Source organism: Flaviaesturariibacter aridisoli (assembly GCF_004343705.1).
In the GTDB taxonomy this organism is placed as follows: Bacteria; Bacteroidota; Bacteroidia; order Chitinophagales; family Chitinophagaceae; genus Flavisolibacter; species Flavisolibacter aridisoli.
Genome location: NZ_SKFH01000005.1, coordinates 91,504 through 105,199, shown reverse-complemented (window position 1 = coordinate 105,199; position 13,696 = coordinate 91,504). Strand labels below are relative to the sequence as shown.

Sequence of the window (13,696 nt, the reverse complement as noted above, 5' to 3'; positions counted from 1 at the left end):
ATGCGCGTCTCCTTAACTGGCAAGAAGCAACCTTACAGGACCGGCTCACTGATTGCGGCGCCTTTCCGTATTTCTACGGGAAGACCCAGGTAGTCGAGGATCGCAGCGGCACCGTCCTTACCGGCCTGCACAGCATCCACCACTTCGCGTCCGCCATTAACGCAGTCGCCGCCGGCGAAGACGCCGTTGATGCTCGTGGCGCTGTCGGCAACGGAAAGCTTCCCGTTGAGGTGCAGCAGGTCGCTGCCTTCTACAAGCCCGGTGAAGGGCATCTGCCCGGCCGCCTTGATAATCATGTCCGCTTCGAGGAAGAATTCGGTTCCCGAGGCTACCGGCGCTCGGCGTCCCGATGCATCGGGCTCGCCGAGCTTCATCTGGGTACACAGCAAACCGGTCACTTTACCGTTTTCACCACGCACTTCATGGGGCGCGGCCAGCCAGATCACCTTGCAGCCATCGAGCAGGGCCAGGTCGAGCTCCACCTGGGTGCAGGGCATCTCGGCCTGCGTACGGCGATAGACGATCGTTACTTCTTTGGCGCCGAGGCGCTTGGCCTGCGTGGCGGCGTCGATGGCGGTCATACCGAGGCCAATCACGATCACTTTGTCGCCCACAGCGGTTTGCGCCAGTTCGTTGGTACGCAGGTGGTAGATGAAGGAAATGGCATCCACCACGCCGTCGAGCTCTTCGCCCGGCACGTCGAGGCGGCGGGCAAGGCCCACGCCGAAGCCGAGGAAGACGGCATCGTATTCCGACTTCAACTGCGTCACCGAAATATCGCGGCCCAGTTCCTGGTTGTAGCGGATCTCGATCCCGCCGATGGAAGTGATGTAGTCTACTTCTTCCTGGCAGAATTCGGGCGTTACTTTATACGCGGCGATGCCGTAGGTCATAAGGCCGCCGCCTTTTGCTTCTTTTTCGAAGATGGTCACGTCCACACCCTCGCGGGCAAGTGTGTGGGCACAGGAAAGCCCGGCGGGACCGGCGCCGATCACGGCTACGCGGCGGCCGTTGGCGGGCTTGCGGGTGAAGAGTTTCCACTGCTTTTCCATCGCAATGGCGGTGGAATAGCGCTGCAGCTTCGCAATGGGTATCGGCGGCTCGTGCAGCATATTGTACACACAGGAACCTTCGCACAGCTTCTCCACCGGGCATACGCGCGCGCAGCCGGCGCCCATGATGTTGCTTTGCAGGATCGTGTGGGCCGAGCCCTTCACGTTGTCGGTGGTGATCTGCTTGATGAATTTGGGAATGTCGATGCTCGTGGGGCAGCTTTTCGTGCAGGGCGCATCGTAGCACATGAGGCAGCGGTTGGCTTCTACCAGCGCCGCCTCGCGGTTCGAAAAAGGCGGGTGCACATCCGCGAAGTTCACTTCGTATTCGGCAGCAGTGAGACGATTGTTTGTCAGGGACATAGTCAGCAGTTTAGATCTACGCATCTCGGATGTGATGATCTCGGATCTACCCATAGATCCGAGATCCCGAGATCCGCGATAAATAGATTATAATTCTACGAGCTTTTCATAAGTCTCAGGACGACGGTCGCGGAAGAACTGCCACGTAGAGCGCACTTCCTCGATCATGTCGAGATCAAATTCCGCAACGAGGAGCTCGTCGTTGTCTTCGGAAGCCTGCGCGATAATTTGTCCGCGCGGATCCACGAAGTAGGACGTGCCGTAAAACTTGCCCAGGTTCCAGGGCGCTTCGGTGCCAACGCGGTTGATACAGCCCATGAAGTAACCATTGGCGGCGGCGTGTGCCGGTTGCTCCAGCTTCCACAGGTACTGCGAGAGGCCAGCCACGGTAGCCGACGGGTTGTATACGATCTCGGCGCCATTAAGGCCCAGCACGCGTGCGCCGTCGGGGAAGTGGCGATCGTAGCAGATGTAGACACCGATCTTGGCGTAGCGGGTCTGGAACACGGGATAACCGAGGTTGCCGGGCTTGAAAAAGAACTTTTCCCAAAAGCCGGAAGTGTGCGGGATGTGGTTCTTACGGTACTTGCCCAGGTAGGTGCCGTCGGCGTCAATCACGGCGGCGGTGTTGTACAGCACCCCTGCCTGCTCGCGCTCGTATACCGGCGCAATGATGACCATCTGGTACTTCTTGGCGTATTCGGCGAGGCGGTTCGTCGTCGGGCCCGGCACCGGCTCAGCAGACGCGTACCAGTCCTTGTTTTGACCCGGGCAGAAATACGGCGTATTGAAGATCTCCTGCAGGCACAGGATCTGAACGCCCTGCTCACCGGCTTTTTCAATGTAGGCAATGTGCTTCTGGAACATGGCTTCCTTGATCTCCTCGATCGTACCCTCGCCCTCTGTCTTGGGCAGGCTCATTTGGATAAGTCCGGATTTGATGATGCGTGGCATGGGAACAGTTTTAGTTTGTAGTTTGAAGTTTGTGGTTTGTAGTTATTTCAGACATCCGACATCAGACATCTATATGTGGTCTTTTACTTTGTTTCGCCTGATGAAACGGCCGTAGCCTTTCTGCACCTTGCAGGCGCCGTCCTCCACGGCTACCTGTCCCCGTAATAATACGGTCTTGACCTTTCCTTTCAGCTTCCATCCTTCATAGGCCGAATAGTCCACGTTCATGTGGTGGCCGGCTGCCGTGATGGTATGCTCTTCGTTCGGGTCCAGCAGCACGATGTCGGCGTCGGAACCTACGCCGATGGTACCCTTCCGCGGGAACATCCCGAAGATCTTCGCTGGGTTGGTGCAGGCCACTTCCACGAACTTGTTGGCGGTAATGCGGCCTTTGTTGACGCCTTCGCTGAACAGCAGCTCGTAGCGGTGCTCGATGGCGGGATGCCCATTGGGTATCTTCGAGAAATCTTCCTTACCCATCAGCTTCTGCTCCCACATAAACGGGCAATGGTCGGTGGCCACCACGTTGACGAGACCCTGGTTGATACCGGCCCAAAGCGTTTCCTGGTCCTTCTTCTCGCGCAACGGCGGGCTCATTACCCACTTGGCGCCTTCAAAGTCTTTTTCATACAGCGAGGCATCGAGCAGCAGGTACTGGATGCAGGTTTCCACGAACACGTGCTGGTTGCATTTGGCGGCCTCACGCACTGCGTTGAGAGCGCCTTCGCAGGTAAGGTGCACGATGTAGCCCGGGCAGCCGGTGTAGCGACTCATGGCGGCAAAGCGTTCCGAGGCTTCGGCTTCGGTCACTTCGGGCTGCGACAGGTAGTGATACAACGGCGCCAGCTTGCCCTCCGCACGGTGCTTCGCGATGAGGTAGTCGATCATGTCGCCGTTGGTGGCGTGCACGGTAACGAGACCGCCGCAGCGCTTCACTTCCTCCATCAGGCCTACCATCTGGCGGTCATCGATCATCAGCGCGCCCTTATAGGCCATAAAAGTCTTGAAAGAGGTGATGCCTTCGTTCTCCACGAAGTGGCTGATCTCCTTTTTCGTGTCTTCATTGAAATCGGTCACGGCCATGTGAAAGCTGTAGTCGCCCACGGCGGTTCCGTCGGCGCGCGATTGCCATTCCTGCAGGGCATGTTGCAGTGTGTCGCCTTGCTTCTGCAGGATGAAGTCGATCACCATCGTGGTGCCGCCGTGGAGCGCCGCGCGGGTCCCGGTTTCATAAGAGTCGCTCGAAAAGGTGCCCATAAAGGGCATGTCGAGGTGCACGTGCGGGTCGATGCCGCCGGGCAGCACCAGCAGGCCTTCGGCATCGATCACTTTGGCATTGCCGGCGGGCAGGTTGCGCCCGATGGCCGTGATGATCTCTCCTTCAATGAGGATGTCGGCCACCATATCCTCGGAGGCCGTAATGATTCGTCCGTTTTTAATGAGCAGGGGCATAAGCAGTTTGTTCGTCTGGAATAGGCACCGGCTCGCGGTCGGGGACCACGCGTCGGCGCATCAGTAAGAGATACAGGATGCCGGAAAGCAGGAAACCCACAAACCAGGCGTAGTGATACAGGTCGGCCACCCAGGGCGTTACGCGGGCGGCGTCCACCACGTGAATGGTGACGAGAAAGCCCGGGATGTTGGGCAGGATACCGAGCACAAGGGCCATGAGCGCCCGCGCATTGAAGCCGTCGCTGTAGCCATAGCGGCCTTCGTGCCGGTACAGTTCATTCACATGCAGCGTCTGGCGGCGGATGAAATAATAGTCGGCGATCATGATGCCGCCCACCGGCCCCAGCAGGCCCGAGTAGCCGATAAGCCAGGTAAAAATGTACCCGGTCGGGTCGGCCACCAGCTTCCAGGGGAAGATGCAAAGGCCGAGGATGCCGGTGATGAAACCTCCGGTGCGAAAGTTGATCTTTTTCGGCGCGAGGTTGGCGAAGTCGTTGGCCGGGCTTACAATGTTGGCCGCGATGTTGGTAGCCAGCGTGGAGAGGACGATGCCAAGCATCGCGAAGCTCACCACGAGCTTGTTCTCAAAATGACCGGCGAGCTTCACCGGGTCCCACTCGGGCTGGCCATAAAGAATGGCTGATGCGGAGGTAACGATCACACCCACGAAAGCGAAGAGCGTCATCGACGGCGGCAGCCCGATGGCCTGCCCCCTGATCTGCGCCCGCTGGCTTTTTGCATAGCGCGTGAAGTCGGGGATGTTGAGCGACAGCGTGGCCCAGAAGCCGATGACGGCGGTGAGCGCGGGGAAGAAAAACTTAAAGAAGGAAGCGCTGTCGGTAAACGCCGAAGGCTTGGCGAGTATCGGGCCGAGTCCCTTTGCCGCCGTAACGGCCCAGGCAAAAAGCGCGATGGCGGCGAGCGGTAGAAATACGGCTTTGAACACCAACAGCTTGCGGATACTTTCCACGCCTTTGTACACCACGAACATGTTGAGCAGCCAGAAGGCGGCGAAGCAAAGCAGGGGCAGGGTTTGCGGAAAGAGCCCACTGTTGTCGATGGCGGCGAGCGACGGGTTCCAGGCGCGCAGCAGGTGGTAGATGCTTTCGCCCCCGATCCAGGTCTGGATACCGAACCAGCCGCAGGCCACAACGGCGCGCAGCAGCGCGGGCACGTTGGCGCCACGGGTGCCGAAGGAGGCACGCGCCAGCACCGGGAACGGAATGCCGTACTTGGCACCCGCATGCCCGTTGAGCAGCATCGGCACCAGCACAATCGCGTTGCCGATGAAGATGGTCAGGATCGCCTGCCACCAGCTCATGCCCTGGTTGATCATCGAAGAGGCCATCGTGTACGTAGGAATACACAGGCTCATGGAAATCCAGAGCGCGGCGTAGTTGCCCGTACCCCAGGTGCGCTTCTCCTGGGGGATCGGCGCCAGGTCTTCGTTGTAGAGAGAAGATGTTTCCATCGGCATTTTCGACATTAGACAGGTTTTTTGCATGCACGAAAAAGAAGAGGATCCAGTCGACCGGTTGATCAGTTGACCGGTTGATAAATTGATAAAAAATGATCAGAACCTATGCGGCGACAACCCATTAATCCATCAACGCATCAACCGGCTAACCGGTCCGCTACTACCCGAAGGCTATCGCTTCGTCCGCGATCTTCAGCGCTTCGCTGATGATGGCCAGGCCTTCGTCGATCTGCTCTTTCGTGACGCAGAGCGGCGGTGCGATGAACACGTAGTTCCAGCGCACAAAGGTGTACATGCCCAACTCCTTGATTTTAGCGGCGACTTTGTTCATCACGACCATTTCGTCGGGCTTCGCGTTAAAGGGCGCCATCGGCTCGCGCGTGTTGCGATCCTTCACGATCTCGAGACAGCCGAGCAGGCCCTGGTTGCGCCAGTTGCCGATGGAGGGGTGCTGCTTTTTCAGTTCTTCGATGCGACCATTGAGGTATTGCTCCATGGCCACCGTATTTTCAATGAGGCCTTCGTCTTCATAGACCTTCAGCGTTTCCAGTGCCGCCGCGCAGCATACGGGGTGTGCGGAATAGGTGAGGCCGAGCGGCAGCATCGCGTCGTCGAATTTGGCAGCGATGCGGTCGGTCACCATGAGGCAGCCGAAGGGCAGGTAGCCGCAGGTGAGGCCTTTGGCCATGCAGATCATATCGGGCACGATGTCTTCGTGCTCGAAGCCGAACCACTTGCCGGTGCGTCCGAAGCCGCTCATCACCTCGTCGATGATCAGCAGGATGCCGTGCTTGTCGCAGAGGGCGCGGATGCCTTTGAGGAAGCCCTGCGGGTAGGTAAAGCAACCCGAGGAGCCCGAGGCGCCTTCGAGCAGGATGGCAGCAATGTTGCCCGGCCCCTCGAACGCGATCGTGCGCTCGAATCGCTGCAGGCATTCCTTCAGCAGGTTTTCGTCGCCGTATTCCCAGCGGTAGGCATAGGGGATGTCCACATGCACGAAGTTGGGTGCCTGCTGGCTGTCCATCGGGAGCTTGCGCGGGTCGCCGCCGGCGGAGGCCGCACCATACGAAGCGCCGTGGTAGGATTGATAGCGGGTGATGATCTTATGGCGCCCCGTAGAAATACGGGCCAGCTTCAGCGCGTTCTCAATAGACGTAGCGCCGCAAAGTGTGAAAAATGCCTTATTGAGGTCGCCGGGGCAAATCTCCGCGAGCTTCTTTCCGAGCTCGCCACGGGCCTTCGTTACGCAGCTCGGCGTCACATAAGCCACTTCCTGCATCTGCTTCGTTACCGCCGCGGTGATGCGCTGGTTGCCGTGGCCGATGTTGACGTTCATCAGCCCCGAAGAGAAGTCCAGGTAGCGTTTGTCTTCGTAATCGTATAAATACACCCCTTCCGCGTACTTCACGGCAATGGGGTTCTGGCCTTTTTGTTTGCTCCAGGAAAAAAGGGTGTAGTCGAGATTTTCCTGCACGATCTGTTGGGATTCGGTGCGGGTGGAAAGTGTAGTATCCATAGTGATGGTTTTTAGTTTCATTAGGACGTCATTGCGAGCGCAGCGAAGCAATCTGCTTCACGTTGCCACTGCTGCCGTTCGCCTGCGGTCCGCTAATGGAGGAGTTTGCCCGCCCGGCTGACGCCGGTCGGACGGGCTTCGCTGCGCTCGCAATGACGGCTTCGCGTCGCCTCACGCCTGACGGTTCACGCCTCACGACATCCAGTTCACCCCCGCTTCCGGGTTCCACTTGATGGTCGTTTTCTTCAGCTTCGTCCAGAACTCGATCGAGCTCTTGCCGGTGATGTCGCCGACGCCGAACTTGGATTCGTTCCAGCCGCCGAAGGAGAAGGGCTCGCGCGGCACCGGCACGCCGACGTTCACGCCTACCATTCCGGCCGAAGCGCGCTCGATCACGTAGCGGGCCACCCCGCCGTTTTGCGTGAACACCGAGGCGGCGTTGCCGTAGGGATTGGCGTTCTCGATCTTCAGCGCTTCATCCACGGTTTTCGTGCGCATGATGGAGATGACGGGCCCGAAGATCTCTTCCTTCGCCACGGCCATGTCGGGGCTTACGAAGTCGATCACCGTGGGACCCACGTAGGTGCCTTCTTCCTTGCCGGCTACCTGTATGTTGCGGCCGTCCACCAGCACCTTGGCGCCCTGCGCTTCGGCTTCGGTGATGTAGCGCTCGATGCGCTCCTTGCTTTCTTTATTAATGACGGCGCCCAGGTTTTTGCCGGGCACGATCTTCCTGGCTTCTTCCACGATGCGCTGCACGATATGGTCCACCTCGCCCACCGCCACCATCGCGGAGGCGGCCATGCAGCGCTGGCCGGCGCAGCCGCTCATGGAGGCCGCCACGTTCTGAGCGGTCATGTCGGGCAGGGCGTCGGGCATCACCATCAGGTGGTTCTTGGCGCCGCCGAGGGCGAGGCAGCGCTTGTAGTTGTGGGTAGCGCGCTGGTACACGATCTTGGCCACGCGCGTGGAGCCTACGAACGACACCGCTTCGATGGAGGGATGATCGCAGATGGCTTCAACTATCGACGTGTCGCCGTGCACAATGTTGAACACGCCATCGGGTAGCCCCGCCTGCTTCAGCAGTTCGGCGATGCGGCCCGCGGAGAGCGGCACTTTTTCGCTCGGCTTCAGGATCATGCAGTTGCCGAGGGCCAGGGCGTTGGGGATGGTCCAATGCGGCACCATGCTGGGAAAGTTGAACGGCACAATGGAGGCCACCACACCCAGCGGTACGTGCTCGGTGCGGCACTCGACGCCCTTGCTCACTTCGAGCACTTCGCCCGTAACGAGCTGCGGCAGCGAGGTGGCAAACTCGGTGAGCTCGATGCATTTTTCCATTTCGGCCTTTGCCTCTTCGTAGGTCTTGCCATTTTCTTCCATCACGAGCTCGGAAAGCTCTTTGAGGTTGTCTTCGAGCAGGCGCTTGTAGCGGAAGAATACCTGCACGCGCTCCTTGATGGGCGTGCGCGACCAGGCCGGGAAAGCCTTGCTGGCGGCGGCTACCGCCTCGTTGAGCGTCGTGTTGTCGGAGAGCGGAAGCGTGGAGAGCAGCTGGCCGTCAAGCGGCGACACGACCGTCAAGCTGCGGCCGGTGCTGGTGGGTACAAACTGCCCGTCGATAAAGTTCTGTATCGCTGGATATTTCATATAAGCAAGTATGGGTTAGTGCAAACGGTGGGACGTACAATATACCGCTTTTCATACACTTGCAAAATTTTCTGTAGAAATACAAATTCACTGGAGGGCAGGCAGGGCGCGCCAATCGAGGGCGCGGGCTCGCAGCAGCGGCACGGTTGAATCAGCATTGCCGAAGAGGAGGAGCAGGCTGTCGCCACGCCGGTACCGACAACGGTAGCTGCGCCAGTCGCCGCCTTCGAAACCGATGTGAAGGAGCTGCCGCGCGCTATCGTAATTATACGGATGCGGATGCAGGCGTTCCAGGCTATCCTGCAGCACGAAGTACCCCGCGCGGTGCACCAGCAGTCGCTGCGCCGGCGGGAGTCCGCCCTGCCCTTGGGTTGCCTGTTCCAGCACCGCCCAGGCGCCGTGCAGCGGCGGGCGGGCCGCCACATCGTCGTTCCAGTTGCCCGAGCGCAGGGCGGGCCACAATGCCTCCAGCGCAATCAACCCCAGCACCGCGTAGCGCCCGTAGAGACGCACCATGTGCGTCTCAACCGAACGCACCATGTGCGTCTCAACCGAACGCACCATGTGCGTCTCCCCCGAACGCACCATGTGCGTCTCCCCCGAACGCACCATGTGCGTCTCCCCCGAACGCACCATGTTCGTCTCCCCCGAACGCACCATGTGCGTCTCCCCCGAACGCACCAGGTGCGTCTCCCCCGATGTCCCCGCCACCGCCTCCCCGGTCAGAAAGGCGATCCACGACCGCGCGTCGGGGGCCAGCAGGAGCAGCGTCAGCAGCAACAGGAAGCCGGAGAACAGCCGCACCCCGATGCCGAAGCAAAGGTCCACCGCCAGCACCTGTACCAAAACGGTCAGCGCCAGCAGCAGGCCGGCGCGGCGCGTGCGGCGCCACAACAGGAGCGCCGCGGCCAGCACCTCGGTGCCGCCGAGAAACAAATTGTAGGGCCGCGCCGTGCCGATGGTGCTCCAGTAAAGAATGTCCTTGTCGAGGAATCCCAGCGGTGTATATAAGGTGCTGGGCTCAGGGAGGTAGAACTGGGTCTTGAACAGCTTGTCGGCACCGTAGCGGGCCAACACGGCGGCGAGCCAGGCGGTCAAAACGAGCTGAAGGAGGCGCAGTATGCCGGGCTTCATCAGGAAGAGCGGGCGCAGCAGGAGGGCGAGCCCCCAAGCGACTACGACCAGTGCGCCATAAAGTGCCGCTTGCGGTGAACTGTCGGACGAATAAAGACCCGGACCGAAGATCGCGGGCAGCAGGTGTTGCTGGAAAGAAGCGAGCTGCCAGGGAAAGGGCAGCAGCAAGGCGACCAGCAGGGCGAATAGGAGGGCCGCCCGGTACAACAGGGAGCGGCGCATCAGCTCGAAGATCCGGTGCGGCGGTAAAGGCCAACGATCCCGGCGCAAAGGCCGAGGGCAAAGAGCGCGGTGCCGCCCGCGAACAGGGGCACACGGCCGGGTGCTTCTGCCTCCGCCCGTACCGGTGCGGGCGGCGCCTGGGTGCTGCTGACGGCTGCCCCGTTCTGCCGGGGCGTTACCCTTGCCGGCTCCCTGCGCTTCCGCGACGTGGGGCGATCCGCTTGCAAACCAATAATTTTCACGTCTTTGGTTTCCTCTTTACCGAACCGCAGCTCGAGCAGCCGGCGCACGCTGTCGGCAGACAGGTTGCGGTGGAGGTATTTGTCGTTGCGCAACGCACTGCGGTACCGGTTTTGAAAGGTCCCCTGTTCCTTGAGGTCGTAACGCCGGTAGTTGCTGATGACCAGCTCCGCGAGCGAATCAGACCGGAAGATGAGGCTGTCGACCTTCCGGAAGTTCACCCAGCTGGGCAAGCCGAAGTCGGCCCCGGCGGGCTCCGGCAGCTCCACGGCGCCGCCGATGCTTTTACGGAGGAGGTCGCGGGTCTGGGCGCCGGCGGCAACAGAAGCGGCCAGGGCAAGGAGCAGGACGAGGCGTTTCATAAGCGGCGGGTTTGCAACCGGAAGATACGTCTTCGGGCGGAAGGGTTGCATGGGTGAGCGGGTGAGCACCATGGGCGGGTACCCCTCCCGCAACTTTCCGGACGGGGCTCGAACATTCATTTTACAAAAATGAATGTTCATTTCGCAAAAATGAATGTTGGTGAAGGCAAAATCAACATTGCGCCGACCATCGTGAATGTTGAATTTGGCAAAACCAACGTTGACACCTCCTCCGCGAATGTTGAATTTGGCAAAACCAACATTGGATTTGACAAAACGAACGTTGACGATAGCAAAACCAATGTTGGCAACCCCTCCGCGAATGTTGCCGGCCACATATCCAACGTTGCGAGCCGGCATGCGGCTGGTCATGAGGGCGATTTTACCGCAGATATCTGCGGTAAAATCGCGAAGAACCGGCATTCCGCACCGCCCGGCATCCCTGCCGGCTTCGGATCCCGGCCCTCCGCCTGAAAAACCAGCAGAACCGGAAGAACCCTGAGAACCTTCCCGCTAAGGGTTATCTTTGCCGGCCCTAGATCTATCATTATGACCATTTCCTATAACTGGCTGAGCGAATATTTACCCGTAAAACTCGATCCCGAGCGCCTGTCGCGCATCCTGACGGCCATTGGCCTGGAGGTGGAGTCGATGGAACCTTTCGAAGAGGTGAAGGGCGGCCTCCAGGGCCTCGTTATCGGCGAGGTGCTCGAAGCGGAGCCGCATCCCAATGCCGACAAGCTGCGCCTGACGAAGGTAAATGTCGGCGGCGGTGAGCCCCTGCAGATCGTTTGCGGCGCCCCCAACGTGGCCGCCGGCCAGCGCGTGGTGGTGGCCACCGTAGGCACCACCATCTACCCCGCCTCGGGCGACCCGCTCACCATGAAAGTGGCTAAGATCCGGGGCGTGGAGAGCTACGGTATGATCTGCGCCGAAGACGAGATCGGCCTCGGCGATTCCCACGCCGGGATCCTGGTGCTCCCGGCCGACGCACCCGTCGGCACGCCGGCCGCCGAGTACTTCCAACCCTACACCGACACCGTATACGAGATCGGCCTCACCCCCAACCGCGCCGACGCCATGAGCCACTGGGGCGTGGCCCGCGACGTGTGCGCCTACCTCTCCCACCACGACAAGAAAGGCATCCGCCCCGTGCTGCCCGCCAACAACCTCAAAGCCGACGGCAACACGATGCCCGTGCAGGTGACGATCGACAATGCCGCCGCCTGCCCCCGCTACAGCGGCGTTACGATCGCCGGCATCACCGTGGGCCCCTCGCCCAAGTGGATGCAGGACCGTCTCAAGGCCGTGGGCGTGCGCCCCATCTCCAACATCGTAGACATTACCAACTACATCCAGCACGAGACCGGCCAGCCGCTCCACGCGTTCGATTACGACGCCATCGCCGGGCAAAAGGTGATCGTGCGCAACGAGGCCGAAGGCACTCCCTTCGTAACGCTGGATGAAAAGGAACGCAAGCTCTCGGCCGACGACCTGGTGATCGCCTCGCCCGAAGGGCCGATGTGCCTCGCCGGCGTGTTCGGCGGCGCCAAAAGCGGCGTGCGCGACAGCACGAAGAATATCTTCCTCGAAAGCGCCTTCTTCGAGCCCGGAACGATCCGCAAGACCTCCTTCCGCCACGGGCTCCGCACCGACGCGGCTACCCGCTTTGAAAAAGGCATCGACATCTCCAACACGGTCGCTGTGCTGAAGCGCGCGGCCCAGCTGGTGAAAGAGATCGCCGGCGGCACCATCGCCTCCGACTTCATCGACGTATACCCCAAGCCCGAGCCGAAGAAGGAAGTGATCCTTAAAAATCAATACCTCAAAAAGCTTAGCGGCAAGAACTACCACCCCGAGACCGTCAAGAACATCCTCGAAAGCCTCGGCTTCCGCATCATCAAGGACAGCATGGACGCCCTCTCGGTGGAAGTGCCCTACCACAAGCGCGACGTGAGCCTTCCCGCCGACGTGGTGGAGGAGATCCTCCGCATCGACGGCCTCGACAACATCGCCATCCCCGCCGCAATGACCATCACGCCCTCGGTGGAAGACAACTACCGCGCGGAAAGCCTGAAGCAAAAGCTGGCCGACGCGCTCGTGGGCCTCGGCTTCAACGAGATCCTGACGAACTCCATCACCAACTCCGCCTACTTCACGGAAGGGCAGCTCGAAAGCACCGTGCGCCTGCTCAACAACCTGAGCACCGAGCTCGACGTGCTGCGTCCCTCGATGCTCCCCACGGCCCTCGAGGTGCTGTCCTTCAACGTCAACCGCCGCAACGGCGACCTGCGCTTCTTTGAATTCGGCAAGACCTATTCGGGCGCCGGCACCGGGCAGTACAGCGAGCAGAATCACCTTTGCGTTTACCTCACCGGCAACGTACAGCCCGGAAGCTGGAAGGGCAAGGCCGTGGCCGCCGACCTGTATTATGTAAAAGGCGTGGTGGAAGCGCTGGCCACGATGGCCGGCATTCCGGTTGAAATGACCGCCGAAGGCGAAGCCAACGGACTCAGCGGCGTGCTGACGCTGCGCAGCGGCACCCGCGTGCTGGGCTGCATCGGCACCGTGGCCGCGCCGGAGCTGAAGCGCTTCGACCTGAAGGCGCCCGTGTTGGTGGCCGACATCAACTGGGATGAATTCCTGAAGGCCGCCCTTCCCGTAAAAATACAGTACCGCGAGGTGCCCCGCTACCCCGCCGTGGAGCGCGACCTGGCCCTGGTGGTACCTGCCGCCATGACCTACGAAGCCATCCGCCAGCAGGTAGGCAAGCTGCGCCTCAAGTCGCTCCGGGGCCTGCGCCTCTTCGACCTGTTCGAAAGCGAAAAGCTCGGCGCCGGCCGCAAGTCGATGGCCGTCAACTTCACCTTCCTCGACGAGGAGAAGACCCTCACCGACAAGGAGATCGAAGGCTGGATGCAAAAAATAATGAACACGCTGGAAGGCGAGCTCGGCGCTGAAATCCGTAAATGATGACGCCTTCCGAACAACAGATCGCCCGCCTCCAGGAGAAGCTGCTGCTGCTGGTCAAGCAGCAGCAGCGCCTGCGCAGCGAGAATGCCGAACTTCGCCAGCAGCTGGCGCAGGCCACCGACGACCGGCAGGCCCTCGCCGTGCAGGTGCAGGACCTGCAGCAGGCCGTGGCGCTGATGAAACTCGCCGCCGGCAGCCTCAACGACACCGAGAAGCGCGCCTTCGAAAAGCAGGTGAACAAGTTCATCCGCGAGATCGACAAGGTCATTGCGCACCTCAGTACGTGAGGCGTGAGGCGTCA

General features: G+C 60.6%; 11 protein-coding genes. 3 read left to right on the top strand and 8 right to left on the bottom strand.

The window, feature by feature from the left end:
* Window positions 1–32: 32 nt before the first annotated feature.
* From E0486_RS05150 to E0486_RS05115, 8 genes are all read right to left on the bottom strand, one after another.
* On the bottom strand, window positions 33–1,415 hold the full coding sequence (locus E0486_RS05150; RefSeq protein ID WP_131851075.1) for an NAD(P)-dependent oxidoreductase: 1,383 nt from the start codon (window positions 1,413–1,415) through the stop codon (window positions 33–35).
* An 87-nt stretch (window positions 1,416–1,502) separates the two neighbouring features.
* A complete protein-coding gene (locus E0486_RS05145; RefSeq protein ID WP_207906202.1) occupies window positions 1,503–2,369 on the bottom strand; it encodes a nitrilase-related carbon-nitrogen hydrolase in 867 nt (288 codons plus the stop codon).
* A 69-nt stretch (window positions 2,370–2,438) separates the two neighbouring features.
* A complete protein-coding gene (hydA, locus tag E0486_RS05140) occupies window positions 2,439–3,821 on the bottom strand; it encodes a dihydropyrimidinase (RefSeq protein ID WP_131851074.1) in 1,383 nt (460 codons plus the stop codon).
* Window positions 3,805–5,292: an NCS1 family nucleobase:cation symporter-1 gene (locus E0486_RS05135; protein ID WP_243697379.1), complete on the bottom strand. Its 1,488-nt coding sequence runs from the start codon at window positions 5,290–5,292 to the stop codon at window positions 3,805–3,807. Before E0486_RS05135 ends, hydA begins: the two co-directional genes overlap by 17 nt.
* Before the next feature lie 166 nt (window positions 5,293–5,458).
* Window positions 5,459–6,814: an aminotransferase class III-fold pyridoxal phosphate-dependent enzyme gene (locus E0486_RS05130; RefSeq protein WP_131851072.1), complete on the bottom strand. Its 1,356-nt coding sequence runs from the start codon at window positions 6,812–6,814 to the stop codon at window positions 5,459–5,461.
* Window positions 6,815–7,006: 192 nt separating this feature from the next.
* Entirely contained in the window at window positions 7,007–8,464 is a 1,458-nt protein-coding gene (locus E0486_RS05125) for a CoA-acylating methylmalonate-semialdehyde dehydrogenase (protein WP_131851071.1), read from the bottom strand.
* Window positions 8,465–8,551: 87 nt separating this feature from the next.
* On the bottom strand, window positions 8,552–9,820 hold the full coding sequence (locus tag E0486_RS05120) for a hypothetical protein (protein WP_131851070.1): 1,269 nt from the start codon (window positions 9,818–9,820) through the stop codon (window positions 8,552–8,554).
* Entirely contained in the window at window positions 9,820–10,422 is a 603-nt protein-coding gene (locus tag E0486_RS05115; protein ID WP_131851069.1) for a hypothetical protein, read from the bottom strand. Before E0486_RS05115 ends, E0486_RS05120 begins: the two co-directional genes overlap by 1 nt.
* Before the next feature lie 129 nt (window positions 10,423–10,551).
* On the opposite strand from E0486_RS05115, the gene E0486_RS05110 reads away from it, so the two are divergent.
* The 3 genes from E0486_RS05110 (at window position 10,552) to E0486_RS05100 (ending at window position 13,682) form a co-directional block, all read left to right on the top strand.
* Complete coding sequence (locus E0486_RS05110; protein WP_131851068.1) at window positions 10,552–10,896, top strand: hypothetical protein; 345 nt, start codon at window positions 10,552–10,554, stop codon at window positions 10,894–10,896.
* Between the two features lie 75 nt (window positions 10,897–10,971).
* Window positions 10,972–13,395, top strand: coding sequence for a phenylalanine--tRNA ligase subunit beta (gene pheT / locus E0486_RS05105; RefSeq protein WP_131851067.1), 2,424 nt, complete (start codon window positions 10,972–10,974; stop codon window positions 13,393–13,395).
* Window positions 13,395–13,682, top strand: a complete 288-nt coding sequence (locus E0486_RS05100) for a hypothetical protein (protein ID WP_131851066.1) — start codon at window positions 13,395–13,397, stop codon at window positions 13,680–13,682. Before pheT ends, E0486_RS05100 begins: the two co-directional genes overlap by 1 nt.
* The last annotated feature ends 14 nt before the right edge of the window (window positions 13,683–13,696 follow it).

What these genes read in the sequence shown, in the direction of transcription:
- E0486_RS05150 (WP_131851075.1), bottom strand. Translation starts at nt 1,415, where the DNA reads ATGTCCCTGACAAACAATCGTCTCACTGCTGCCGAATACGAAGTGAAC.
- E0486_RS05145 (WP_207906202.1), bottom strand. Translation starts at nt 2,369, where the DNA reads ATGCCACGCATCATCAAATCCGGACTTATCCAAATGAGCCTGCCCAAG.
- hydA (WP_131851074.1), bottom strand. Translation starts at nt 3,821, where the DNA reads ATGCCCCTGCTCATTAAAAACGGACGAATCATTACGGCCTCCGAGGAT.
- E0486_RS05135 (WP_243697379.1), bottom strand. Translation starts at nt 5,292, where the DNA reads ATGGAAACATCTTCTCTCTACAACGAAGACCTGGCGCCGATCCCCCAG.
- E0486_RS05130 (WP_131851072.1), bottom strand. Translation starts at nt 6,814, where the DNA reads ATGGATACTACACTTTCCACCCGCACCGAATCCCAACAGATCGTGCAG.
- E0486_RS05125 (WP_131851071.1), bottom strand. Translation starts at nt 8,464, where the DNA reads ATGAAATATCCAGCGATACAGAACTTTATCGACGGGCAGTTTGTACCC.
- E0486_RS05120 (WP_131851070.1), bottom strand. Translation starts at nt 9,820, where the DNA reads ATGCGCCGCTCCCTGTTGTACCGGGCGGCCCTCCTATTCGCCCTGCTG.
- E0486_RS05115 (WP_131851069.1), bottom strand. Translation starts at nt 10,422, where the DNA reads ATGAAACGCCTCGTCCTGCTCCTTGCCCTGGCCGCTTCTGTTGCCGCC.
- E0486_RS05110 (WP_131851068.1), top strand. Translation starts at nt 10,552, where the DNA reads ATGAATGTTCATTTCGCAAAAATGAATGTTGGTGAAGGCAAAATCAAC.
- pheT (WP_131851067.1), top strand. Translation starts at nt 10,972, where the DNA reads ATGACCATTTCCTATAACTGGCTGAGCGAATATTTACCCGTAAAACTC.
- E0486_RS05100 (WP_131851066.1), top strand. Translation starts at nt 13,395, where the DNA reads ATGACGCCTTCCGAACAACAGATCGCCCGCCTCCAGGAGAAGCTGCTG.